The sequence below is a fragment of the Bradyrhizobium hereditatis genome, assembly GCF_020329435.1.
Taxonomy (GTDB): Bacteria; Pseudomonadota; Alphaproteobacteria; order Rhizobiales; family Xanthobacteraceae; genus Bradyrhizobium; species Bradyrhizobium hereditatis.
This window is the reverse complement of sequence record NZ_JAGKJK010000004.1, coordinates 325,077-348,553: the sequence shown is the minus strand read 5'-3', so window position 1 is coordinate 348,553 and position 23,477 is coordinate 325,077. Positions and strand designations below refer to the sequence as shown.

The window sequence follows — 23,477 nt, the reverse complement described above, 5'->3', positions numbered from 1 at the left end:
TCGATCAAGGTTGCGGCGATGTGCCGCCATTCACGCCGCCGCCCGTCCGAGATCTATCGAGGGCTGCGACGGCCGTTTGGCCGACGGGAAGCTGAACGCCACCGCGACCGCTGCCATGCCGATCGCGAAGGAGCCGATATAGAGCCAGCGATAGGCGTGGAAGGTGTCGAACACCCATCCACCGGCGAGCGGCCCGAGCGCCATGCCGATACTGGCGAAGGCGGAGACGGCGCCGAACACGCTGCCCATGATGCGCACGCCGAAATATTCGCGCACCAGCACGGCATAGAGCGGCATCACGCCGCCATAGGCGAGGCCAAAGATCACCGACAGCGCGTAGAACTCGCCAAGCTGGCCGACCGCGAGAAAGGTTGCGATCGACAACGCCTGCACAAACAGGCCGCCGACCAGAACGTGCTTGGCGCCTAGGCGATCGGCCAGGACGCCGAGCAGCAGCCGGCCTCCGAGACCAGAGAATCCGGCAAGGCTGTAGACGGTTACGGCGGTCAAGGGCGCAATGCCGCAGACCATGGCGTAGCTCACCATGTGGAAGATCGGCCCGGAATGCGCCGCGCAGCAGGCGAAATGGGCCAGCGCCAGCGTGACGAATTGCGGCGTCCTGAGCGCCTGCGCGACCGTCCATTGCCCGTCAGGCGCGTCGGCTCCTTGTGCGGCAGCGGATGATGAGGGCTCCGGCGGCTGTCGCACCAGCAGAGAAGCCGGGATCAATAGCGCCAGCGCGACGATGCCGATCACCAGCATCGCGGTTCGCCAGTCATAGGTCGTGATCAGCCAACTTGCGAACGGGGCCATCGTCAATGGCGAAACGCCCATGCCGGCCGATACCAGCGCAACTGCAAGACTGCGCTGCCGCTCGATCCAGGCGCTCGCAACTGCTATCATCGGCGCGTAGAAGCTGCCGGCCGCAATCCCGATCAACACGCCGAAGGCGAACTGGAACTGCCAGAGGCTCGTGGCCTGGCTCGCCCCGATCAGGCCGGCGCCAAGCAAAAGCGTGCCGGACAGCACGACGATGCGGGTGCCGAAGCGGTCGGAGAGGGCGCCCCAGAAGAATGCAGCGAACCCCATCGCGAGAAAATCGATGGTAGCCGCCGCCGAGATGCCGCTGCGCGACCAACCCATTGCCTCCGAAATCGGCTGCAGGAACACCGCGAGCGACAGCATCGCGCCGAACGCAACGCAGGTCATCAGCGCGCCTATGGCGACCACGACCCAGCCGTAGGAAAATTCGGAGGCCTTGCTCATGCGTTTCCTCGCGCGTGTAGTGTTGTTGGTATGCGCGGGATGATGGTGGCTTATCTGGTGAGAGAGAGCAAGGTGGCCAATGCATCGCAGGGTTGAGCGTTATCGCGCCAAACCGAGTACGACCAGCAGCGCACGATCGAGCTGTTCGGACGTTTCTGAATCGATATGGCCAATGACCTGCCGAATCCTGTCGCGCCGCAGCGCGATCATCTTGTCGGTCATGACTTGCGAGCGAAGCCGCAGTCCGTTGGACGGCTGGACCTCAATAACGGGGCGAAGCGACAATTTTTCCTGAATATCTGATGAAACCGGGCAGACAAAGACGGTCGACAGATCCTTGTTGAACTCGCCGGCTTGCACGATTACGCCGGGCCGTGGTCGTCCCAGTTCACTGGGAACAACCACCAGCACCACGTCGCCGCGCTTCACTTCCAGTCGCTCCAATCGTAGGCGGCCTCATTCCAGGCATCGATAGTGTCGTTCTCCGGATGCCGCGCCATTAGCTTCGCTTGCCGGCGCAAATCGGCCCGAACCTTGGGATTGCGTACATCTGGCACCCAGTGCTGCACCGGCCGCAGTCCCTGCGCGCGCAATCGCGCACGGCGTGCAGCCATGCGCTGCTGCGGGGTACGCGGCTTTGCCTTTTTCGGGGTCGAGGCCATACGTCGTACGTAACATGTTACGTTTGGAAATTCTAGATCTGTAGCGTGGGCAAAACCAACAGGTCGCGCGAACGCGCGCCCGATGACAGGCTCCGCGTGCCCACCATCGAACTTGTACCTGGATGGGATGGTGGGCACTTACGCGTGATGTCGTCGCTGTAGCATTTAGCCTAAGCGAGCTTCAGCCACCTCATGCCCTCCGGCAGGTCGGCTTGGGCAATGATGGCGACATACGACTGATTTGCCCGACGAATCAACAGTTTTCGCAAAAATACGAAAACATGGTGCCGGCGTCACTGCCTACTGTGCATGGGGTTGTTTTCGAGTTTTTGCTTGCTGGTCCCGGAAGCGTTTGGCCGGATCCGACGTCATGCCAAGGGCGGTCCGGAGCGGTCCGCCTCAGCTATCCACCTTCAGCGCGGCAATGAAGGCTTCCTGTGGAATGTCGACCTTGCCGAACTGCCGCATCTTCTTCTTGCCTTCCTTCTGCTTCTCCAGAAGCTTGCGTTTGCGCGTGATGTCGCCGCCATAGCATTTGGCGGTAACGTCCTTGCGCAGCGCGCGGACGGTTTCGCGGGCGATCACCTTGCCGCCGATCGCAGCCTGGATCGGGATCTGGAACATGTGCGGCGGGATCAGCTCCTTCATCTTCTCGACCATGGCGCGGCCGCGCCCTTCCGCGCGGGTCCGGTGCACCAGCATCGACAGTGCATCCACTGGCTCGCCGTTGACGAGGATCTGCATCTTCACGAGGTCCGCCGGCTTATAGTCGGTCAAATGGTAGTCGAAAGAGGCGTAGCCCTTCGAGACCGACTTCAAGCGGTCGTAGAAATCGAACACGACTTCGTTGAGCGGCAGATCGTATTTCACCATCGCGCGGGAGCCGACATAGGTGAGCTCCTTCTGCGAGCCGCGGCGGTCCTGGCAAAGTTTCAGGACGCTGCCGAGATATTCGTCGGGGGTGAGGATCGTCGCCTCGATCCACGGCTCCTCGATATCGGCGATCTTGACGACATCAGGCATGTCGACGGGATTGTGGATCTCGATCTCCTGGCCGTCGGTCAGGTGCATCTTGTAGATCACGCTCGGCGCCGTCGCGATCAGGTTAAGATCGAACTCGCGCGACAACCGCTCCTGAATGATCTCGAGATGCAGAAGGCCGAGGAAGCCGCAGCGGAAGCCGAAGCCGAGGGCGGCGGATGTTTCCATCTCGAAGGAGAAGCTGGCATCGTTCAGCCGCAATTTGCCCATCGCCGCGCGCAGCGTTTCGAAATCGTCGGCATCGACCGGGAACAGGCCGCAGAACACCACCGGAATGGCCGGCTTGAAGCCCGGCAGCATTTCCGAGACCGGCTTCTTGTCATCGGTGATGGTGTCGCCGACGCGGGTATCGGCGACTTCCTTGATTGCGGCAGTGATGAAGCCGATCTCGCCGGGCCCGAGTTCCTCAACCTGCTCCATCTTCGGCGTGAAGAAGCCGACGCGCTCGATGTCATAGGCCGCATTGGTGCCCATCATGCGGATGCGCTGGCCCTTCTTCATCACGCCATCGACAATGCGCACCAGCACGACGACGCCTAGATAGACGTCGTACCAGCTATCGACCAGGAGCGCCTTCAGCGTCGCATCGCGGTCGCCCTTCGGCGACGGCAGGCGGGTGACAATGGCTTCCAGCACATCGGGAACGCCGAGGCCGGTCTTGGCGGAGATCATCACGGCGTCGGAAGCGTCGATGCCGATCACGTCCTCGATCTGCTGCTTGACCTTGTCGGGTTCTGCCGCGGGCAGGTCGACCTTGTTGAGAACGGGCACGATCTCGTGATCGTTGTCGAGCGCCTGATAGACGTTGGCGAGGGTCTGCGCTTCCACGCCCTGGCTAGCGTCGACCACCAGCAACGATCCCTCGCAGGCCGCCAGCGACCGCGAGACTTCGTAGGCGAAGTCGACATGGCCGGGCGTGTCCATCAGGTTGAAGATGTAATCCTTGCCATCCTTGGCGCGGTAATTCAGCCGCACCGTCTGCGCCTTGATGGTGATGCCGCGCTCGCGCTCGATATCCATGTTATCGAGCACCTGCTCCTTGCCCGCCATTTCGCGATCCGACAGCCCGCCCGTCATCTGGATCAGGCGGTCGGCCAGCGTCGATTTGCCATGGTCGATATGGGCGACGATGGAGAAGTTGCGGATGTTGGAAATCGGCGTCCTTGTCATGGGGCGCGGGATAGCATTCGCTTCCCTGTGCGGCAACCATCTTGCTGTATTTCAAGGGGGTTTCTTCACGCCAAGCTGATTCCACTTGTGCCCAAAACACGCTACGGAGTGTGCCATGTCGACTGCATCCATTCCGTCCGCGGCCGCGCGCGGCAAGCGTTTCCTATCGATCCGGCGGCTGACGGCTTGGCTGGCCGCGCAGGCCAGCGGTCCCAAGGCGGCCCCGATGCCTGGCCTGTGGCTGGTGACCGGCTTTGCCGCGGCTCATGCCGTGTTGTGGACCCTGATCCTGATCAATTTGAAGACCGGGCAAGACGTTCACATGGACGTCGCAGAAGCCTACGCCTGGGGCCAGAAGTTCCTGCTCGGTTACGGCAAGCACCCGCCGCTGTCGGGATGGGTCGCCGGCGTCTGGTTCATGCTCTTTCCGGTCGCCGACTGGGCGACCTATGCGCTGGCGATGGCGACGCTGGGTTGCGGTCTCGTGATCTGCTGGCTGCTGGCACTACGCGTCGTCGATCACCGCCGCGCATTCTTCGTCGTGGTGATGCTCGCGCTCTATCCGATCTTCAACTTCAAGGGCTTCAAATATAATCCGGACCTCTTGCAGCTCGTGACGCTGCCGCTGATGGTGCTGGCCTATCTCGACGCCTTCGAGAAGCGCAGTGTCAGATCCGGCGTCTGGCTTGGGCTGGCCGGCGCGCTGGCGCTGATGACCAAATACTGGGCCGTCACGATGATCGGCGCCATTGGTCTTGCGGCGCTGATCCACCCCAACCGGCTGCAGTTCCTGCGCTCGCCAGCGCCATGGGTGGCGATTGCCGTGCTCGCGGTCGCGATGCTCCCGCATGTAACGTGGCTGAAGCAGGTCGATTTCGTCCCTTTTACCTATGCTGGCGATACCTATTCCCTGACCGACCGCGCGATGATCGATGAACTTGCGCTGCGCTATGTCGGGCACAATCTCGCGCTGCTGGCGGCGCCGGTAATCCTCGGAGCGATCGCGCTCATGTGGCGGCCGTTTCGCCTGGCGCCATTTCCGGCGCTGGCACGCGGCGCCAATTCCGGCGTGAACCTCTCGCAGGCGATCAATGTCTGGATCATCCAGGCGGTCGTCGCGGTCGGCCCGCCGCTCGGCGCCTTGCTGTTCCACGTCTACATCAAGACCGACTGGGGCATTCCGCTGTTCTTCCTGGTGCCGCTCGCGCTGATCGCGATTCCCGCCGTGCGGGTCCGTAAAGTCGCGCTGGCGAACCTGACGATGACTTGGCTGGTGATTACGCTCATCGTGCTAGCGGCGTCGCCAAGGATCGTCGCCTATGAGCTCAACGAAAAGCGTACGGCCGGCGCAACCTACCGCGCGCGTTCCGAACTCGCCCGCGGGCTGACGGAAGCCTGGCACACGCGCTTTCATTCGCGCTGGCCTGTGGTTGCCGCCTATACCGATACCGGCCAGCCCGTCACCTTCTATAGCCCCGATCATCCGGCGCCGCTGACGCCGAACGAGCCGTGGTCGTCGGGCCTGACTTCGCTCGAGGAGGCGAAGCGCTCGGGCTTCATCGGCATCTGTGAACCCGGCCACTGGAAGTTCGAAGAATGTGAGGCGTGGATGAAGGCCCATGCCGCAAATGCCGAGCGCATGATGATGACCACGCGGCGATTCTTCCTGGGGATGCCCGGTCCCGCGACGGCCTGGAACATCTACATCGTGCCGCCGGGCAAATAGCAGCGGCAGAAGGAAAAAGGAGGTAGCGCATGGATCTCGACCTCACAGGCAAAACCGCGCTCGTCACCGGCTCGACGCGCGGCATTGGGCTCGCCACGGCGATCGGTCTTGCGCAGATGGGCGCAGAGGTCATCGTCAACGGGCGCGAGACGGCAACGGTCGGCGAGGCAGTAGCGAAAGTCAGTGAGGCTGCGCCGTCGGCCAATGTGCATGCGGCGGCGTTTGACCTCGGCAATGCCGCGGGCTGCGCCGCGCTGATCGCGCAATTCCCTGACGTCGACATCCTCGTCAACAATCTCGGCATCTACGACCCGAAGGGCTTTTTCGAGATCGAGGATGCCGACTGGTCAAGGATGTTCGAAGTCAACGTCATGAGCGGGGTGCGGCTGACGCGGCATTATCTGAAGCGGATGCTCGACACCAAGGACTGGGGCCGCGTCGTGTTCGTCTCCAGCGAATCCGGCGTCTTCATTCCGAAGGAGATGGTGCATTACGGGTTTTCGAAATCGGCGCAGCTTGTGATCGCGCGTGGCGCGGCGGAGACCACCAAAGGCACCAACGTCACCGTCAATTCGGTGATGCCAGGCCCGACCTGGGTCGAGATGGCGCCGGCGCGCCTGGCCGCGCGCGCAAAGACGATGGGAACGAGCGTCGAGGATCTCGTCGCGCGCACCTTCAGCGAACGCCGCCCGGCCTCGCTGCTGCAGCGCTACGCCAAGCCGGAAGAGATCGCCAATCTGATCTGCTACGTCTGCTCAAAGGCCTCCAGCGCCACCAATGGCGCCGCGCTCCGCGCCGACGGCGGGATCGTTACAAATCCGTTTTGACGGTCTGAGGCCTCATCCTGAGGAGGCGCGAAGCGCCGTCTCGAAGGATGAAAGGCTCGAGCGGGGCCTCGTGGTTCGAGACGCCGCTGCGCGGCTCCTTCACCCATGAGGGTTTGAAGTTCGGGCGCTGAGAAATGCCCTCAGCCGTTCACACGCCTTCTTCGTTGAACTTGTCCGCCACCAGCGCGGCGATCGCGTCGACCGCTTGCTGCGCTTCGGGACCAGTGGCGGAGACGGTGACCGTGGTTCCAGGTCCTGCGGCCAGCATCATCAATCCCATGATCGAGGTGCCGCCGACGGTCTCGTTGCCACGGGTCACCCAGACCTCGGCGTTGAACTTTTCGACCATCTGCACGAACTTCGCCGAGGCCCGCGCATGCAGGCCGCGCTTGTTGATGATCAGAAGTTCCCGCGAAATGGCGCCCGCAGGCACGCTCGGCCCGAGTTCCTTTTCGGGCGCGGCCTCGTCGCTCATTTGCCGGCGAGCACGCGGCTGGCGATGGTGACGTATTTGCGACCGGCTTCCTGCGCCATCGCTATGGCGTCGGGAAGCGAGCGCTCTTCGCGCACCTTGGCAAGCTTAACCAGCATGGGAAGATTGATACCTGCGAGCACTTCCACCTTGGGGCGGCTCATGCAGGAAATTGCGAGGTTGGACGGGGTGCCGCCGAACATGTCCGTGAGGATCGCGACACCATCGCCGCTGTCAACGCGATTCACCGCTTCGATGATATCGCTGCGACAGAGATCAGAGTCGTCCTCGGCTCCAATCGTGATGGCTTCGATTTGTTTTTGCGGACCCATGACATGCTCAAGCGCCGCCTTGAACTCGTCGGCAAGGCGCCCATGGGTCACAAGCACTAGACCAATCATTGGAAACTCCTCGCGGGTGCTTTCTTTGGTGCACCGCACGAACGCGCCACTTTGACCATCCAGAGGCCCCGCGCAAGAGGGCATCTTGGCTATTGTTCCGGAATTTGCCGGTAAGAAGTGAGGCTTGCGCCGGATTAATCGGTGGCGATATTGGGGCTTATATGGTTACCAATCTCCTTCGAACAATCATCCAATGGTTGGACGGAACTTGAACCGTCGGTTGTCGTCAGAGCAGCTGCAATCAGGGGAAAGGGGTCATAGCCCGTCCCAATAGGGATTCGCGGTAACAAAACACCGTTTAAGCGAATGGCGAGCGCTTCTGGCGGCGGCAGCCGCTCCGCATCGCTGGCCGCCAGATCGACGATCAATCCCACTACCGCCTCATTGACGAACTCGCAGCGGCGGATTCCGAGCCCCCGAATCTCGATCAGGCCGGCCAGTTCCGGCGCCGGCCGGACCAACAATTGTCCGCTCACTGTGTCTAGATGGACACGGTCATCGCCGACCAGAATGGCCGGCGGAAGCTGTCCGGCGCGTCCGGCGAGAATCAAATTGAAGGCCAGGCTTGACTTGCCGGCGCCTGACGGGCCGCGGATCAGCACGGCGCGCTCGCCCACGCGCACGGCGGAGGCGTGCACGCTCGCGTTCCCGGTCATAGCGCGGGCAGCCGGACCACGAAGCGCGCGCCGGCCACCGTAGGCTTGCCGTCGGCGCCGACCGGACCATGGCGGTTTTCCGCCCAGATCCGCCCGTTATGCGCTTCGATGATCTGTTTGGAGATCGATAGCCCGAGGCCCGAGTTCTGGCCAAAGCCCTGATGCGGTCGGTCGGTGTAGAAGCGCTCGAAGATCCGTTCCAGTGCATCCTCGCCGATGCCCGGTCCGTCGTCATCGACGATGATCTCGATTTCCGACCGCGCGCGGCGGCAGCTCACGCGCACCTTGCCGCCGGGCGTGGAGAAGGATTGCGCGTTGGACAGGAGGTTGGAGATCACCTGTCCCAGCCGGGAATCGTGGCCCGGCACGGAGAAGGTGTCGGTCGCCCCGCGACCGTCGAAGCGAGCCTCGACTGCGACGTCATGCCCCAGCCTCGTTTCGTTAGCGACCGAGGTCAGTGTCGTCAGGAGACGGCGCAGATCGACCGGCGCCATGTCCTGGCGCTGCAGTTCGGCGTCGAGGCGGCTGGCGTCCGAAATATCCGAGATCAGGCGGTCGAGCCGCTTGACGTCGTGCTCGATCACCTCGAGCAGGCGCGCGCGGCTGGTGTCGTTGCGCGCCAGCGGCAGCGTTTCCACCGCCGAGCGCAGCGAGGTCAGCGGGTTCTTCAGTTCATGGGCGACATCGGCCGCGAACATCTCGATCGCCTCGATGCGGCTATAAAGCGCATTGGTCATGTCGCGCAGCGCGCCGGAAAGGTGACCGATCTCGTCGCGGCGGCGGGTGAAGTCGGGAATTTCGACGCGGGTCTGAATGCGGCGGCGGACGCGCTCGGCGCCGTCGGCCAGCCGCCGCACGGGACCGGCGATCGTGCTCGCGAGCAACAGCGACAGCACGATCATGACGGCGGAGGCCACGCCGCCGACCTTCAAGATCGCCAATCGCTCGGCGGTCACCATCTGGTCGATATCGTCGCCCTGTGTCGAGAGCATCAGCGCGCCATGCACGGCGCGGAAACGCTGCACCGGCACCGCGACCGAGACGATCACCTCGCCGCGATCGTTGACGCGCACCATACTGCTTTTGACGCCGTCGAGCGCCTGTACGATCTCCTGATAGCCCTTGCCGTTCTCGGGGCCGAGTTCGCGATAGAGCGGCAGGTCACCGCGATTGAGCCAGGTGCGGATCGAGATTGTGGCGCGCTCGAGAAAGCCCGGCTTTTCGGTGGACGGCGGCGGCAGTTCGAAACGCATGACGTCGCCGCGGCCGTAGAGACTGCGGCTGTCGAGGATCATGCCGCCGTCGCCGCCATAGATGCGCGCGCGCGTCTTGGTCGGCGAGATCAGCCGCCGCAGCACCGGCGCGACGCGTTCCGGATTGATCGGAAAATCCAGCCCCGAGGATTCGTCCGGCGCGCCGTAGCTCTCGCCGGGCTTCAGGTCGAGCAGCCGGTCTGGATCGATGGTGATGGTGTTCGTTTCAACGGTGGCGGATGCGGCAATCGCGCCGGCAATGATTTCGGCCTGCACCAGAAGGCTCTGCGCGCGTGCATCGATCAGGCCGGCGCGGAATTGCGAGAGATAGAGAATGCTCGCCACCAGCGCGACGAGACCCGCCAGATTGAGCGAAACGATGCGGCGCGTGAGACTGGAGAAGGAGAGCGCGAAGAAGAATTGGCCGGCGCGGCGCAGCCAGCCGAGCGGCCGTCGCCAGCCCTTCTCGCCCGCATTTTCCTCGGCAACGCGATCCTGTTCGAGGAGCTCGGACGTATCCTCGTGGTTCAGGGTAGTGTCGGACTGCGTTCGATCTAGCAATGGCTGAGCCGTCGGTTGTGATGCGCCGTTTCTAGTCCACGCTTCTACGCCGAACGGGCGGATGTGTCAGTCGGCACGTCCGCCCGAAAAACGCAGATCAGGCTTCCTTGAAACGATAGCCGACGCCGTACAGCGTCTCGATCATCTCGAAATCGTCGTCGACCACCTTGAACTTCTTGCGCAGCCGCTTGATGTGGCTGTCGATGGTACGGTCGTCGACATAGACCTGATCGTCATAGGCCGCGTCCATCAGCGCGTTGCGGCTCTTCACTACACCGGGCCGCGTGGCCAGCGCCTGCAGGATCAGAAATTCCGTTACCGTCAGCGTCACAGGCTCGTTCTTCCAGGTGCAGGTGTGACGCTCGGGATCCATCCGCAACAGGCCGCGGTCGAGGGCACGTGCATCCGGCTCCTTCGGCACAGCGGTCGGATCCTTCGGCTGCCCGCGGCGGAGCACGGCCTTGACGCGCTCGACCAAGAGGCGCTGCGAAAATGGCTTGCGGATGAAGTCGTCCGCGCCCATCTTGAGGCCGAACAATTCGTCGATCTCTTCATCCTTGGAAGTCAGGAAGATCACCGGCAGATCGGATTTCTGCCGCAGCCGGCGTAGCGTTTCCATGCCGTCCATGCGCGGCATCTTGATATCGAGGATCGCGAGATCCGGCGGCGAGGTGCGGAAGCCGTCCAGCGCCGAGGCACCATCCGTGTAGGTCATGATGCGATAGCCTTCTGCTTCGAGCGCGATCGACACGGAAGTGAGAATGTTGCGGTCATCATCGACCAGGGCGATTGTGGGCATGAGCCTCTGCTTTCGAATTAAGAGTGGCTTAAACGGCGGGCACTTCAGCCAGACGCCGCATAAATGGGCTTCGTACACGGTCAACGAGCAATGCAAGCTGGGCTGAAGTGTGACCGAGTTCCGCAAAACGCCCCCAAGGAAAGGCGCCGTCCCCATATAGCACCCTGTCTGGCGGAGAAAACCCCCTTTTTTGCAATAAGATGGCTCGGAAGGAACCATGCAGCCGACCGCAGATTTTGATGCTTCCAAACTTGCCCGCTCGCTCCTGAGGCGTAGCCGCCAGGGCGCATTGGCCACGCTTATGCCCGAAAGTGGCGACCCCTACTGCTCGCTCGTGAACGTCGCCAGCCATGCCGATGCCGCGCCAATTCTCCTGCTTTCGCGGTTGGCGCTGCATACAAAGAATATTCTCGCCGACAGCAGGGTTTCGCTGATGCTGGATGAGCGCGCCGCCGGTGATCCCCTGGAGGGCGCGCGAATCATGTTGGCGGGCCGAGCCGAAGAGGCAACGGGTGAGGGCGCAAACATCCTGCGCCGGCGCTATCTCAACGCTCATCCGTCTGCGGAAGCCTTCGTGGATTTCAAGGATTTCTCGTTCTTTCGAATCGCGCCCTCCGGCTTGCATCTGGTTGCAGGATTCGGCCGCATCATCGACCTCAAGCCCGAGCAATTTCTGACCGAGATCGGCGATGCTGCAGATCTGCTGGAAGCCGAGCAAGGCGCCATCGAGCATATGAACGAGGATCATCGCGAGGCGATGAACCTCTATGCGACGAGGCTGCTGGGCGCAGAATCCGCCGATTGGCGCTGTACCGGCTGCGACCCCGACGGCATGGACATGCAGGCCGGGAGCGCGACGTTGAGGCTGGATTTCCCGGAGCGCGTCACTGACGCCTCGGGCTTGCGCAAGATGCTGGTGCGGCTGGCGGGCGAGGCGCGGGCCAAGGGCTGACGAGGATTAACGCATGTCGCCGATTGCGGTTTTGAACGGGCGCGGAAGTTGCTGCGACCTAATCAAAGCCCGCTAAGGTGACAGCGAAAGCCCGCATGAAATCCCACAACCGATTGATTTTTTCAGCGTGCCTGGCGCTGTTGTCCGGCACGTGCTTCTCAGCGCCGTCACTGGCGCAAAAAGGCGATGCCGCCGCGCTCAGCGTCAAAATCAGAGATCTTGGCCGCGCCGGAAAATATGCCGAAGCCGTCGCGCTCGCGGAGCGGCAGGTCGAAAGCCTCGAGAAAAAGCATGGTCCGGCGCATCGCGATGTCGGCTCAGCGCTGAGCAATCTGGGCTATGCCTACGCCAATCACGGCAGGGATAGTGAAGCCGAGCCGCTGTACAAGCGCGCGATCGTGATCCTGGAGAGAACGGTTGGAGCCGACTCGCCCGAAGTCGCGGCTACGTTGACCAATCTCGCATCGCTGTATCAACGGCAGCAGCGACATGCCGACGCAGAACCATTGTTCAAGCGCGCGCTGGTCGTCCGCGAAAGATCCCTGCCGTCAGGCCATCCTGATCTCGGGCAATCCCTCAACAATTTGGCGACGCACTACGAGAAGCTCGGCCGCCATGGCGATTCCGAGCCATTGTTCAAACGCGCGCTGGCGATCTACGAGAAGGCGGCAGGCCCGGAGCATCCGGCGGTCGCCACGCTTCTGAACAATCTCGGCCAGGTCGGAAAGGTCCAACGCCGCTATGGTGAAGCCGAGCCGCTGATCAAGCGGTCGCTGGCAATCCGCGAAAAAGTCTTGGGGCGCGAGCATCCCGATGTGGCGCGCTCGTTGAACAATCTCGCCGATCTCTATGAGCGGCAGGGCCGTTATGCCGAAGCGCAGCCGCTGTTCGAGCGAGCGCTGGCGATCCGTCAACACGCCGTTGGCGCCGATCATCCGGACACCGCGAATTCGACCAACAATCTCGCAGCATTTTATCAAGCCTCCGGCCGTCCCGGCGATGCGCTGCCGCTGGTAGAGCGGCTGATCGGAAACGGACGCGCACAACCCCGCGCTGCCCTGCCGGTACTCGCGGACGCCGAGCGCCAGCAATTGATGCCGCGCGAAGAGGCCGTGAACGACATGCTCAACGTGATCCAGCGCGGCACGCAGTCCGCGGCGGCTTCAGCCGTCAACAAGCTGGCGGTGCGGCTCGCCGCGGGAAGCGATCGCCTGGCCGAACTGGTGCGCCGGGATCAGGATCTCGCCAGCGAGGCGGAAGCGCTGGACAAGTCGATCGTATCAGCGGTCTCGAAGGAGCGCTCGAAGCGCGATGCCGCTTCCGAGCAGCGCGCCCGTACGCGCCTCGCCGCGATTTCGACCGAGCGGGCATCGCTGCAAAAGACCTTGTCGGCGGAATTTCCCGGCTACGCTGCGCTGTCCAACCCCTCGCCGATGACGGTGAAGGAAATTCAGTCGCTGCTGTCGGAAAACGAGGCGATGGTGCAGTTCGCGGTGACCGAGGTGGAAAGCTACGTCATTGCGATCACCCGCGACAGCTTTGACTGGAAGCCGATTCCCCGCGGCGCGGAAACATTGTCGCAGAAGATCGCCACCTTCCGTCGTGGGCTCGACCTCGGCAAGGCGAGCGATGCCTCCGGAAAATCCGGGCTGTTCGATCTGGCGCTTGCGCATGAAATGTACGGAATGCTGCTTGCGCCGGTCGAAGCGCTGATCAAGGACAAGCCGTCGCTTCTGGTAGCCAGCTCAGGCGCGCTGACGGCGCTGCCGTTCCATCTGCTGGTGACCGAAAAACCGGCGGCGGCGATTCCGGAAACCTTCGAAGGTTATCGCGATGCGGCCTGGCTGTTGAAACGTCAGGCAGTCTCGATCCTACCGTCGGCCGCGAGCCTGAAAGCGCTGCGGGCATTGGCCGCGCGAAGGGAGCAAAGCACAAAACCGATGACCGGTTTTGGCGATCCTCTTTTCAATCCGGCGGTGAAGCCGGGTGACGGCAATCGTGCGACGCGGACGGCTGCACGCAGCCTCGCGACCGGCGCCTACACCGATTTCTGGCAAGGCGCAGGGGTCGATCGCGCGCGGCTTTCGGATGTCTTGCCGCAATTGCCTGATACCGCCGATGAACTCAACGCGATTGGCAAGAACCTCGGTGTTGCGGCCTCCGATATTCATCTCGGCGAGGACGCCAGCGAAACCACCCTCAAGCGCATCCCACTTGCCGATTACGGCATCGTCTATTTCGCCACCCACGGTCTCGTCGCCGGCGACGTGAAGGGGCTCGCCGAACCGTCGCTGGCGCTCAGCATTCCGAAACAGCCGTCGGAATTCGACGATGGCCTGCTTACCGCAAGCGAAGTCGCGCAGTTGAAGCTCAATGCTGACTGGGTGGTGCTGTCAGCCTGCAACACGATTGCCGGCGATAAGCCCGGCGCCGAAGCGCTGTCCGGCTTGGCGCGCTCATTCTTCTATGCCGGAGCGCGGGCGCTTCTGGTGTCGCATTGGGCGGTTAGCTCGGAGGCGGCCACACGGCTTGCGATCTCGACTTTCGACCGGTTGAACGCCAATCCCAGGCTCGGCCGCGCCGAGGCGCTGCGTCAGGCCATGCTGGCTTACCTCAACGACACGTCCTCGCCGCGCAATGCCTATCCGGCATTCTGGGGGCCGTTTGCACTGATCGGCGAGGGCGCCGCGCGCTGAATTTTTGGTTGTGCGGCGCAACATTCGGTCAGCCATTGTATGCAATGCAAATGGTCGCGCAACCAAAGCGCCAAATCGAGGCAAAGCGGCGCAGCAAGCGATTGATGCAGATCAACCACACGCGCTTGAATAAGCCAAATCGCCGGGATCGGCTTGGCAAGCCGGGCGTTCATCAGTATTAGGTCGCCGGACCGAAGCCGGAAGGCTATATTCAGGGGTCACCGCGACAGAGCGCGTCAAGCGATGTACGCGCGATTCGAGTAACGCGGGTTCGAGGAGGAGTCTTCGTGCAAGAGACGGGTATACGCAACGGCGCCTTCGGCGCCGACAAATTCGGCTTAAAGAATCTCAAGACGGTGCACTGGAATCTCGGCGCACCCCAGCTCTATCAATATTCACTCGCGGCGGGCGAAGCCGTCCTATCAGCAGACGGCGCATTGTGTGCGGATACCGGTGAGTTCACCGGCCGCAGCCCGAAGGACAAGTTCACGGTCCGCGACGCGACCACCGACAAGAACATGTGGTGGGGCGGTAATCAGTCGATCACCTCAGATCAGTTCTCGGCGCTCTACGCCGACTTCCTCAAGCATGCCGAAGGCATGACGCTGTATGCGCAGGACCTCTATGGCGGCGCCGATCCGAATTTCCAGATCAAGACCCGAGTCTTCACCGAGCTCGCCTGGCACTCGCTGTTCATCCGCACGCTCTTGATCCGTCCCGAGGCTTCGGCGCTGCGCGACTTTGTGCCCGAGCTCACCATCATCGACCTGCCGAGTTTCCGCGCCGATCCGAAACGTCACGGCGTGCGCTCGGAGAACGTCGTCGCGATCGATTTCGCCCGCAAGATCGTCCTGATCGGCGGGTCTTATTATGCCGGCGAGATGAAGAAGTCGGTCTTCACCACGCTGAACTACTACCTGCCCGCCAAGGGCGTGCTGCCGATGCACTGCTCGGCCAATGTCGGGCCGAAGGGCGATACCGCGATCTTCTTCGGCCTGTCCGGCACCGGCAAGACCACGCTGTCGGCCGATCCGAACCGCACGCTGATCGGCGACGACGAGCATGGCTGGGGCAATGACGGCGTCTTCAATTTCGAAGGCGGCTGCTATGCCAAGTGCATCAAACTGTCGAAGGAAGCTGAGCCGCAGATCTTCGATGCCAGCAACCGCTTCGGGGCCGTGCTCGAGAACGTCGTGCTCGACGAAGACACCCGCGTGCCTGACTTCGACGACGGTTCGAAGACCGAAAACACCCGTTCGGCCTATCCGCTCGACTTCATTCCGAATGCTTCGCGCACCGGCCGCGCCGGCCAGCCGAAGAACGTCGTGATGCTCGCGGCCGATGCCTTCGGCGTATTGCCGCCGATTGCCAAGCTCTCGCCGGCCCAGGCGATGTATCACTTCCTGTCCGGTTACACCGCCAAGGTCGCCGGCACCGAGCGCGGTCTCGGCAACGAGCCGCAACCGGAATTCTCCACCTGCTTCGGCTCGCCGTTTCTGCCGCTCGATCCTTCCGTCTACGGCAACATGCTGCGTGAGCTGATCGCCAAGCACAATGTCGACTGCTGGCTGGTCAACACCGGCTGGACCGGTGGCAAATACGGCGTCGGCAGCCGTATGCCGATCAAGGTGACGCGCGCGCTGCTCACTGCTGCGCTCGACGGCTCACTGCGCAATGTCGAATTCCGCACCGACAAGTATTTCGGCTTCGCCGTGCCGACCGCGCTGCCGGGCGTGCCGAGCGAGATCCTCAATCCGGTCAACACCTGGAAAGACAAGGCCGAGTTCGACAAGACCGCGCGTAGCCTGGTCGGGATGTTCCAAAAGAACTTCGCCAAGTTCGAAGCCCAGGTCGACGCCGAAGTTCGCGCCGCTGCGCCCGACACCAAGCTTGCGGCGGAGTGACCGCGCGGTCGAACGAGGGACCATTCGAGAACGACGAGGGCGGCCGCAGGGCCGCCCTTTCGTTTCCTCGACCAGCACTAGCTGCCGTTGCCCGGCAACACCGCGTTGCTCGGCGTTCGCCGGTCGGTGATCTGCAGGCCGAACAGGCTGCCGATCAACTCGACGGCAACGCGCGCGGTGCGGCCGCGCTCGTCGAGGAACGGGTTGAGCTCGACGATATCGACCGAGCGCACCAGCCCCGAATCGTGCAAGAGCTCCATGATCAGATGCGCTTCGCGGTAGGTTGCGCCGCCCGGCACCGTCGTGCCGACGCCGGGCGCGACCGTGGGATCGAGAAAGTCGACATCAAAGGAGACGTGCAGCACGCCGCCCCGCGCCCGAACGCGCTCGATGACCTTTCGGATCAGCACGCCGACGCCGAACTCGTCGATGGCGCGCATGTCGGCGATCGCGACGCGGCGTTCGAACACCAGTTTCCTTTCCAGCGGATCGATGGAGCGGATGCCGAACAGATCGAGCTGGTCAGGTCCGATCGAGGCGCGGGGCGCGCCGCCGAGCAGGTTGTCGAGGCCGGGCTCACCGCAGAGGAAAGCGGCCGACATGCCGTGCATGTTGCCGGTCTCCGTGGTCTGTGGCGTGTTGTAGTCGGCATGGGCGTCGACCCAGAGCACGAACAGCGGCCGGCCCTGCTCCTGCCAGTAGCGCGCGACGCCGTTCACCGATCCCATCGAGAGCGAATGATCGCCGCCCATGAAAATCGGCACCGCGCCGGAGCGCGCCAACGCATAGGATCGCTCGCTGAGCGCCCGGATCCAGCCCTTGATCGTGTCGTAGTATTTGGCGTTGGCCGGCGGCGGACCTTCATCGGCGGCTACGCCGGGCTTTGCCATGTTGCCATGGTCCTCCACGGAAAAGCCGAGCTGATTGAGGATGCGGCCGATGCCGGCGGTGCGAAGCGCATCCGGTCCCATCAAGGTGCCGAGTTGCGAGGCGCCGATTTCGATGGGGACGCCGAGCAGGGCGATGCGGGGAGCGTTGGCGTCGGACATGAGCCCACCTTTTGTCAGACCTCATCCTGAGGAGCCGCGCAGCGGCGTCCGGAAGGATGAATGGCACCAGCGGGGCCACATGGTTCGAGACGGCGCTCCGCGCCTCCTCGCCATGAGGGTCCAATGGCCGCAACGGCAGACCCGCTGCTTACGCCTTGAAATAGGCGATTTGCGTCGTGGTTGCGAGCAGGCGTCCCGAGGGCGACCACAATTCACCGTGCTGATCGCCGTAACTTCTGTGGAAAATTCGCGCATCCGCGGCCGCCAGCACATGGGTGATGTCCTCCGCCGCGAGTTCCTCCGACGCCGTGTGAAAATACGTCGTAATCGATACGGTCCCGAACGGCACGAGTTCCCGCCGTGCGAGGAACACCCGACCGAAAAAGGCATCCGACATCGACATCAGTGACAGCATGTCGATCTTTCGCGGCACGCGATCACCGATCCACTGCTTGGAGTACGCGGCGACCGGCGGCACGGCAGGCGAGCCGTAGAAGCTCGGCTCGCCCTCGACGAAGCGGAAATCGTACTGGTGCGTCCAGGTCATCGGCGTGTTCGGGAACGAACGCGCCTGTTCGAACGGTGCTGCCTCTGGAAAGGTCAGCTGCTGGTGCGACCAGGACGGACGGCGCTCGGCGAACACGGCCGTCGCCAGCGTCGCGACCTCGCCGCCGCCCTGCGTCATCTCCACGCACCAGTGCTGGCTCGAGCGGTTGGCCTTGACCAGGCGCACGTCGAGATCGAACGCGCCTTCCGCGACCGGCGCGCAGAAATTCACCGTCATCGACAGTGGATCGCCCGCCCGCTGCGGGTGGTCGATCAACGCGCGCAGGATGGTCGCGGCGGTGCAGCCGCCGAACGGGCCGACAAAGGCCCAGTAATCGGGACTGGTCTTGCCCTGCCAGCGGCTGTCACCTGCGGTGACCCGCGTAGCGTCGTCGAAGAGGTGCGGGGATTTTGTCAGCATGAATATTCTTCGGTTTTTGAGGGCGCGATATGGTTGCCGCAGATTCCGTCATTGCGAGCCAACGGGTCGGGCGAACGCCCAATGACAGGCTCTGCGAAGCAATCCATCGCGCCGCAAGCGGAGAAATGGATTGCTTCGCTTCGCTCGCAAAGACGTGGATGTAGTATCGCGACTGTTCCGCCGAATTCAATGACGTCAGAGGTAATGGCTTTCCGCCCGCCGAAAATTACCGTGTCGCTCCACGAGCGCTGGCTTCCGGTATCGGCGCGGCCGCGCGCACTGGCACGTGCCAGATGTCCTCGGCGTATTCGCGGATGGTGCGGTCGGAGGAGAACCAGGGCATCCGCGCGATGTTGAGGATCGAGGCGCGGGTCCAGGCCGGCACCACCTGCCAGCGCGCATCGATGCCGCGCTGGGCCTCGTAATAGGAATCGAAATCGGCCGAGACCATGTAGTGGTCGAGATAGCGCAGCGCGTGGCCGACGGACGCAAAACGGGCAAGATCGTCAGGCGAGAAAGCGCCGCTCTCGATCGCAGTGATGGCGCGCGCCAGCCGCGGCGAGCGGCTGATCACGTCGGTCGCATCAAGGCCCTGCTTGCGCCGCACCATGACGTCGCCGGCCTCCATGCCGAAGATCGCCATGTTGTCCGCGCCGACCTGGTCGCGGATTTCGATGTTGGCGCCATCGAGCGTGCCGATGGTGAGCGCACCGTTGAGCGCCAGCTTCATATTGCCGGTGCCGGAAGCTTCCATGCCGGCGGTCGAAATCTGCTCGGACAGATCGGCAGCCGGAATGATCACTTCGGCAAGGCTGACATTGTAATCGGCGAGGAAGACGACCTTGAGACGCCCGGCGATGTCGGGGTCGTTGTTGACGACCTCGGCGACGTCGTTGATCAGCTTGATGATCAGCTTGGCGTAGCGATAGCTCGCCGCCGCCTTGCCGGCGAAGATCTTGACGCGCGGCACCCAGCCGCGCTGCGGCTGGTCCTTGATCGCCTGATACAGCGCGACGGTCTCGACGACGTTGAGCAGTTGCCGCTTATATTCGTGAATGCGCTTGATCTGGACATCGAACATCGCTGACGGATCGACCTTGATGCGGAGACGCTCGTTGATCAGCCGCGCCAGCGCGACCTTGTTGTGGTGCTTGACCTCGCGAAAGCGCTGCTGGAACGCGTTGTCGCTGGCGCGCGCCTCGAGACGCTCGAACAGGGAGAAATCGTCGAGCACGGCCTCGCCGCACGTCTCGCGCATGAGGTCCGTCAGCTTTGGATTGGCCAGCATCAGCCAGCGGCGGAAGGTGATGCCGTTGGTCTTGTTGGTGATGCGGCCGGGATAGAGATGATTGAGGTCGTGGAACACGGTCTCCTTCATCAGATCGGAATGCATCACGGAGACGCCGTTGATGCGATGCGAGCCGACGAAGGCGAGCTGCCCCATCCGCACGCGGCGGCCGGATTTCTCGTCTATCAGCGAAACCGAGGCGCGGTACTCGATATCGCCGGGGTAACGCTGTTCCGCCAGCGCCAGGTGTGCGGCATTGATGCGGTAGATGATTTCGAGATGGCGCGGCAACAGCCGCTCGAACAGTTCGACCGGCCACGTCTCCAGCGCTTCCGGCAGCAGCGTGTGGTTGGTGTAGGAGAACGTCGCCACCGTGATCTTCCACGCTTCGTCCCAGCGGAAATTGTGCAGGTCGACCAGGATGCGCATCAGCTCGGTAACGGCGAGGCTCGGATGGGTGTCGTTAAGCTGAACCGCGACCTTGGTGGCGAGGCTGCGCAACTGACCATCGGAAGCGAGGTGGCGCTTGACGAGATCCTGCAGCGAGGCCGAGACGAAGAAATATTCCTGCCGCAGGCGAAGTTCGCGACCTGCCGGGCTCTCGTCATTCGGATAGAGGAATTTGCAGATCGATTCCGCGCGCGCTTCCTCGGCGACGGCGCCAAGATAATCGCCGGTGTTGAAGACGTCGAGCCGCAACGGATCGGGCGCGCGTGCCGACCATAGCCGCAGCGCGTTGACGTGCTGGCCTCGCCAGCCCACGATCGGCGTGTCATAGGCGACGGCCTGCACGGTTTCGGCCGGCCGCCACGTCGCGCGGTCACGCCCGTGCTCGTCGACATGGTCGACATGGCCGCCGAAATGAACGTGATAGACCACCTCCGCCCGTTGGAATTCCCAGGGGTTCCCGAAGCTCAGCCATTCGTCCGGATACTCCTGCTGCCAGCCCTGCGCGATGATCTGGCGGAACAGGCCGAAATCGTAACGGATGCCGTAGCCGATGGCGGGAATGCCCAGCGTCGCCATGCTCTCCATGAAGCACGCCGCGAGCCGTCCGAGACCGCCATTGCCAAGCGCCGCGTCCGGCTCGCATTTGCGCAAGTCGTCAAGCCCGACGCCGAGGTCGCCGAGCGCCGCCTCGAACAGCGGCAGCAGGCCCATATTGTTCAGCGCATCCGTGAACAGGCGGCCGATCAGGAATTCGAGCGAGAGGTAATAGACCCGCTTGCTGCCGGCATCGTAGCTCTCCTTTTCGGCCGTCAGCCAGCGGTGCACGATGCGGTCGCGCAGCGTCAGGGCCGCGGCCTTGTACCAGTCCCGCCTGGTCGCCATGCCGGCGTCCTTGCCAATGGCAAGCCGAAGCTTGGCGAGGATCGCGCCTTTGATCTCGGCCAGCGCCAGCTCGTCGACCGGCTGGCCGGGAGCCGGATAGTTCCCGGGAAATTGTTCCTGCAACACGTCGATCCCTGCAATTGAGACTCACAATCAAGATACGCGCCTTGTCCTGCGATCGAAACCAGCCGGAAGTATGTGGTGCACCGCGCTGGTATGATTTTATGCAAGGACCGGGCCGATTTCGCGGCACTAGCGGTCGGGTTTTGGTTATAATGAGTGTGTCAAAGCCGAGGGATCGCTGGGCTTAGTGGCTGGGTACCGGTCGCGCGCGTGCCGCCAGAACGGGAGGCTTGCCATGAGACTGATGATCGAAATCGCGGCCACCGCGCTATTGATCGTCTGCATCAGTGCAACCAGTGCAGCTTTTGCCGCTGGCCGGGCTGGCAAGGGTGCCGACGCCCTGAGTTGTTCCTTCAGCGTCCCGCAAGGCGCTTCACCGGCCGCGCGCTGTGCCGCGATCAAGCGGCAATGCGGCGGAAAGTTCTACGCGAATTATTGCGGCGACAAGCTGCTGTCGGCGATGTGAGGGGGTGATATCCGCGACAGCTCACATCAGGACGCCGTTCCAGATTTCGCTTTCCTCCGCAAAGCCGGGATAACGGAGATAGAGCTTTTGCAGCAGCTCGAAATGCAGCGCGGCCGATACCTCATCCAGCGGCGCGGACAGCAGGGCTCGATCATCACTGTCGACCGTGGAGACGATCGCGTTCGCACGGTCGATCGCATCCGCTGCTTCCAGCAACAGTGACCGGATTTGGGCCACCTGAGTTTCGTCCATCATTGTCGATCCTTTGCGAGCAAGCCGAAGACAACCCTTGATAGGAAATAATTTGCAGGATCGCTAGAACAAATTAAGAACACTTTAGCAAGTGCTTGATATATCATTGTGATTCGGCGCATCGCCGACACAACATCTATGGCCTATCCGAGTTTGCGAGGACTACATGTCCACCATCGCCTTCGATCAGTTTGCTCTTACCCGCATCGCCGATTTCGCGCGCTCGCTGTCGCGCCTGCACCAGGCCTCGCGCCGCCAGCTCGTCGATGACGACGCGATCGACCGCGAGTTCAACACCGTCTGCATGTCGGTGTGGGGCTACACCACGGACGATTTCAGCGATGAGCTGTTTTCGGTCGAGGACCACGCCTTTCTCGATGGGCTGGATGAAGCGCAGGCGCGCATCTTCGCTGCTGAGCAGGGCTACGACCTCGTCGACGATCAGGGCATGCTGACGGACTGGTGGGGCTATTGCTGGATGATCCTGGCCGAGAAGCGGGGATTGCTGACGCCGGAAAACCGCGCCGCCGCGCGTGCGGCGATCGAGGAAAAATATCTGTCGGCGCCGAATGTGATCGGGGTGATCGTCGGACGTTGAATTAGTCGACGCTAGGCCTCGTACCTTAATTCACTTCCGCGCGTTTCCCGGCTTTCGGCACCGCCGTCTTCGGTATCGAGGCGGTCGGCAGGTCGACGTCGTGTCTTGTTTCCGGCAGCGGCGCGCTGCCGGCAACCATCTCGGCGCTAACAGGCGCGACCTTCATCTCACCGAGCCGGGCGCGTACGTCCGCTGTTAGGCCGGGATAGGACGCAACAGGCGTGAACTCCGCGCTCTGATCGGTACCCAGGCGCACGCCGGTATAGGCGACCAGGCCGTCCGTAGTGGCGATGACGTCGCCGGAGCGCAGCGAGCTATCGAGCGCGAGATCGACCGGCGCCAGTCCGATCGGGCTTCGGCCGTTGCAGGTGCAGTCAGCGCGCAGCGCCTTGCGGTAGGCGTAGGCGTTGTCGCTATCAGCGTAGCGCTCGCCACTGCTTGCAGTGGCGCTGTCGATGCTGCTGCCGTAAAACACCTTGGTAACGCTCGCCGGGCAGAAGGCCTGGCACATCTGAACCGGCGAGGCGTTGCCGCGCACGGTCAGCGGAAAATATTTGCCATCGCAGCTTCGCACACAGAAGGCTGGTCCGGAGCCAGCAACGCGCGGCGCCGGGGCGGATTGGGCCGGCTGATTAATGCCGAACGGATCGGTGAAGAAGTTCGAAGGCGCCTGCCGCGACTGCTGCTTTTGTATGCCGCCGAACAGGAACTCGAACAGGCCCTCCGCTGAGACGCTGGCGGGCGTCAGCGCGAGGGCGCCGGCAAAGGTTGCGGCGGCCGCAAACGTCGCGCGACGTCGCACGCGCGAAAAAGCCAACTCTGTACGCAAACGCCAACTCCACCCAACGCAACAAACGCGCTGAAGCGCTGCACGCTTCAGTCCGGAGTAACCTTAATGGGCGATAGTAAATGAGCTTTTACTCTAAGCGAGAAGCTGGGAAAGAAATGCGGAGAAAGCGTGGCAGGCACTCTGCGTCCTGACCGGGCGGACCTTGGCCATCCAACCGCGGTACGTG

The 23,477-nt window shown here is 62.9% G+C and carries 21 protein-coding genes; 7 read left to right on the top strand and 14 right to left on the bottom strand.

Going from position 1 to position 23,477, the window contains the following annotated elements:
* Positions 1-30: 30 nt before the first annotated feature.
* The 4 genes from J6524_RS11905 to lepA form a co-directional block, all read right to left on the bottom strand.
* Entirely contained in the window at positions 31-1,266 is a 1,236-nt protein-coding gene (locus J6524_RS11905) for an MFS transporter (RefSeq protein WP_225670661.1), read from the bottom strand.
* A gap of 99 nt (positions 1,267-1,365) precedes the next feature.
* Positions 1,366-1,695 carry a type II toxin-antitoxin system PemK/MazF family toxin gene (locus tag J6524_RS11900; RefSeq protein ID WP_225670659.1) on the bottom strand — a complete coding sequence of 110 codons (330 nt, stop codon included), beginning with the start codon at positions 1,693-1,695 and terminating at the stop codon, positions 1,366-1,368.
* The gene (locus J6524_RS11895) at positions 1,692-1,880 is read right to left on the bottom strand and encodes an antitoxin MazE family protein (protein ID WP_225670657.1); all 189 of its coding nucleotides are present in this window, start codon (positions 1,878-1,880) and stop codon (positions 1,692-1,694) included. Before J6524_RS11895 ends, J6524_RS11900 begins: the two co-directional genes overlap by 4 nt.
* 447 nt (positions 1,881-2,327) lie before the next feature.
* Entirely contained in the window at positions 2,328-4,139 is a 1,812-nt protein-coding gene (lepA, locus tag J6524_RS11890; protein ID WP_225670655.1) for a translation elongation factor 4, read from the bottom strand.
* A gap of 115 nt (positions 4,140-4,254) precedes the next feature.
* Here lepA and J6524_RS11885 point away from each other — a divergent pair, with 115 nt between their 5' ends.
* Both J6524_RS11885 and J6524_RS11880 read left to right on the top strand, forming a co-directional pair.
* Positions 4,255-5,865, top strand: a complete 1,611-nt coding sequence (locus J6524_RS11885; protein WP_225670653.1) for a glycosyltransferase family 39 protein — start codon at positions 4,255-4,257, stop codon at positions 5,863-5,865.
* Positions 5,866-5,894: 29 nt separating this feature from the next.
* Positions 5,895-6,692, top strand: a complete 798-nt coding sequence (locus tag J6524_RS11880; protein ID WP_225670651.1) for an SDR family NAD(P)-dependent oxidoreductase — start codon at positions 5,895-5,897, stop codon at positions 6,690-6,692.
* Between the two features lie 148 nt (positions 6,693-6,840).
* On the opposite strand, the gene J6524_RS11875 is transcribed toward J6524_RS11880, so the two are convergent.
* The 5 genes from J6524_RS11875 to J6524_RS11855 form a co-directional block, all read right to left on the bottom strand.
* Positions 6,841-7,167, bottom strand: a complete 327-nt coding sequence (locus tag J6524_RS11875) for an HPr family phosphocarrier protein (RefSeq protein WP_225670649.1) — start codon at positions 7,165-7,167, stop codon at positions 6,841-6,843.
* Entirely contained in the window at positions 7,164-7,565 is a 402-nt protein-coding gene (locus J6524_RS11870; protein WP_024339151.1) for a PTS sugar transporter subunit IIA, read from the bottom strand. Before J6524_RS11870 ends, J6524_RS11875 begins: the two co-directional genes overlap by 4 nt.
* Before the next feature lie 134 nt (positions 7,566-7,699).
* Positions 7,700-8,221: an HPr kinase/phosphorylase gene (locus J6524_RS11865; RefSeq protein WP_225670647.1), complete on the bottom strand. Its 522-nt coding sequence runs from the start codon at positions 8,219-8,221 to the stop codon at positions 7,700-7,702.
* Complete coding sequence (locus tag J6524_RS11860) at positions 8,218-10,035, bottom strand: sensor histidine kinase (protein WP_283843300.1); 1,818 nt, start codon at positions 10,033-10,035, stop codon at positions 8,218-8,220. Before J6524_RS11860 ends, J6524_RS11865 begins: the two co-directional genes overlap by 4 nt.
* A 97-nt stretch (positions 10,036-10,132) precedes the next feature.
* On the bottom strand, positions 10,133-10,834 hold the full coding sequence (locus J6524_RS11855) for a response regulator transcription factor (protein ID WP_027541437.1): 702 nt from the start codon (positions 10,832-10,834) through the stop codon (positions 10,133-10,135).
* A gap of 217 nt (positions 10,835-11,051) precedes the next feature.
* Here J6524_RS11855 and J6524_RS11850 point away from each other — a divergent pair, with 217 nt between their 5' ends.
* From J6524_RS11850 to J6524_RS11840, 3 genes are all read left to right on the top strand, one after another.
* Positions 11,052-11,786, top strand: a complete 735-nt coding sequence (locus J6524_RS11850; RefSeq protein WP_225670645.1) for a HugZ family pyridoxamine 5'-phosphate oxidase — start codon at positions 11,052-11,054, stop codon at positions 11,784-11,786.
* A gap of 95 nt (positions 11,787-11,881) precedes the next feature.
* Positions 11,882-14,482, top strand: coding sequence for a CHAT domain-containing tetratricopeptide repeat protein (locus J6524_RS11845; RefSeq protein WP_225670643.1), 2,601 nt, complete (start codon positions 11,882-11,884; stop codon positions 14,480-14,482).
* A gap of 287 nt (positions 14,483-14,769) precedes the next feature.
* Positions 14,770-16,386 carry a phosphoenolpyruvate carboxykinase gene (locus tag J6524_RS11840; RefSeq protein WP_225670641.1) on the top strand — a complete coding sequence of 539 codons (1,617 nt, stop codon included), beginning with the start codon at positions 14,770-14,772 and terminating at the stop codon, positions 16,384-16,386.
* A gap of 77 nt (positions 16,387-16,463) precedes the next feature.
* Here J6524_RS11840 and rocF read toward each other — a convergent pair whose 3' ends face one another.
* The 3 genes from rocF to J6524_RS11825 form a co-directional block, all read right to left on the bottom strand.
* Positions 16,464-17,435, bottom strand: coding sequence for an arginase (gene rocF, locus J6524_RS11835; protein ID WP_225670639.1), 972 nt, complete (start codon positions 17,433-17,435; stop codon positions 16,464-16,466).
* Positions 17,436-17,583: 148 nt separating this feature from the next.
* Positions 17,584-18,402 carry an acyl-CoA thioesterase gene (locus tag J6524_RS11830; protein ID WP_225670637.1) on the bottom strand — a complete coding sequence of 273 codons (819 nt, stop codon included), beginning with the start codon at positions 18,400-18,402 and terminating at the stop codon, positions 17,584-17,586.
* A gap of 226 nt (positions 18,403-18,628) precedes the next feature.
* The gene (locus J6524_RS11825) at positions 18,629-21,154 is read right to left on the bottom strand and encodes a glycogen/starch/alpha-glucan phosphorylase (RefSeq protein ID WP_376712014.1); all 2,526 of its coding nucleotides are present in this window, start codon (positions 21,152-21,154) and stop codon (positions 18,629-18,631) included.
* Between the two features lie 226 nt (positions 21,155-21,380).
* Here J6524_RS11825 and J6524_RS11820 point away from each other — a divergent pair, with 226 nt between their 5' ends.
* Positions 21,381-21,611, top strand: coding sequence for a hypothetical protein (locus J6524_RS11820; RefSeq protein ID WP_225670635.1), 231 nt, complete (start codon positions 21,381-21,383; stop codon positions 21,609-21,611).
* A 21-nt stretch (positions 21,612-21,632) separates the two neighbouring features.
* On the opposite strand, the gene J6524_RS11815 is transcribed toward J6524_RS11820, so the two are convergent.
* Positions 21,633-21,866: a hypothetical protein gene (locus J6524_RS11815; RefSeq protein ID WP_225670633.1), complete on the bottom strand. Its 234-nt coding sequence runs from the start codon at positions 21,864-21,866 to the stop codon at positions 21,633-21,635.
* A 163-nt stretch (positions 21,867-22,029) separates the two neighbouring features.
* Here J6524_RS11815 and J6524_RS11810 point away from each other — a divergent pair, with 163 nt between their 5' ends.
* Positions 22,030-22,461, top strand: coding sequence for a hypothetical protein (locus J6524_RS11810; RefSeq protein ID WP_225670630.1), 432 nt, complete (start codon positions 22,030-22,032; stop codon positions 22,459-22,461).
* Between the two features lie 25 nt (positions 22,462-22,486).
* Here the strand turns inward: J6524_RS11810 and J6524_RS11805 are convergent, their stop codons facing one another.
* A complete protein-coding gene (locus tag J6524_RS11805) occupies positions 22,487-23,290 on the bottom strand; it encodes a DUF2865 domain-containing protein (protein WP_225670628.1) in 804 nt (267 codons plus the stop codon).
* Between the last annotated feature and the right edge of the window lie 187 nt (positions 23,291-23,477).

Bases quoted from the DNA above. Each gene is read 5' to 3' on its own strand.
- J6524_RS11905 (WP_225670661.1), bottom strand. From the start codon at position 1,266: ATGAGCAAGGCCTCCGAATTTTCCTACGGCTGGGTCGTGGTCGCCATA.
- J6524_RS11895 (WP_225670657.1), bottom strand. From the start codon at position 1,880: ATGGCTGCACGCCGTGCGCGATTGCGCGCGCAGGGACTGCGGCCGGTG.
- lepA (WP_225670655.1), bottom strand. From the start codon at position 4,139: ATGACAAGGACGCCGATTTCCAACATCCGCAACTTCTCCATCGTCGCC.
- J6524_RS11885 (WP_225670653.1), top strand. From the start codon at position 4,255: ATGTCGACTGCATCCATTCCGTCCGCGGCCGCGCGCGGCAAGCGTTTC.
- J6524_RS11880 (WP_225670651.1), top strand. From the start codon at position 5,895: ATGGATCTCGACCTCACAGGCAAAACCGCGCTCGTCACCGGCTCGACG.
- J6524_RS11875 (WP_225670649.1), bottom strand. From the start codon at position 7,167: ATGAGCGACGAGGCCGCGCCCGAAAAGGAACTCGGGCCGAGCGTGCCT.
- J6524_RS11870 (WP_024339151.1), bottom strand. From the start codon at position 7,565: ATGATTGGTCTAGTGCTTGTGACCCATGGGCGCCTTGCCGACGAGTTC.
- J6524_RS11865 (WP_225670647.1), bottom strand. From the start codon at position 8,221: ATGACCGGGAACGCGAGCGTGCACGCCTCCGCCGTGCGCGTGGGCGAG.
- J6524_RS11855 (WP_027541437.1), bottom strand. From the start codon at position 10,834: ATGCCCACAATCGCCCTGGTCGATGATGACCGCAACATTCTCACTTCC.
- J6524_RS11850 (WP_225670645.1), top strand. From the start codon at position 11,052: ATGCAGCCGACCGCAGATTTTGATGCTTCCAAACTTGCCCGCTCGCTC.
- J6524_RS11845 (WP_225670643.1), top strand. From the start codon at position 11,882: ATGAAATCCCACAACCGATTGATTTTTTCAGCGTGCCTGGCGCTGTTG.
- rocF (WP_225670639.1), bottom strand. From the start codon at position 17,435: ATGTCCGACGCCAACGCTCCCCGCATCGCCCTGCTCGGCGTCCCCATC.
- J6524_RS11830 (WP_225670637.1), bottom strand. From the start codon at position 18,402: ATGCTGACAAAATCCCCGCACCTCTTCGACGACGCTACGCGGGTCACC.
- J6524_RS11820 (WP_225670635.1), top strand. From the start codon at position 21,381: ATGAGACTGATGATCGAAATCGCGGCCACCGCGCTATTGATCGTCTGC.
- J6524_RS11815 (WP_225670633.1), bottom strand. From the start codon at position 21,866: ATGATGGACGAAACTCAGGTGGCCCAAATCCGGTCACTGTTGCTGGAA.
- J6524_RS11810 (WP_225670630.1), top strand. From the start codon at position 22,030: ATGTCCACCATCGCCTTCGATCAGTTTGCTCTTACCCGCATCGCCGAT.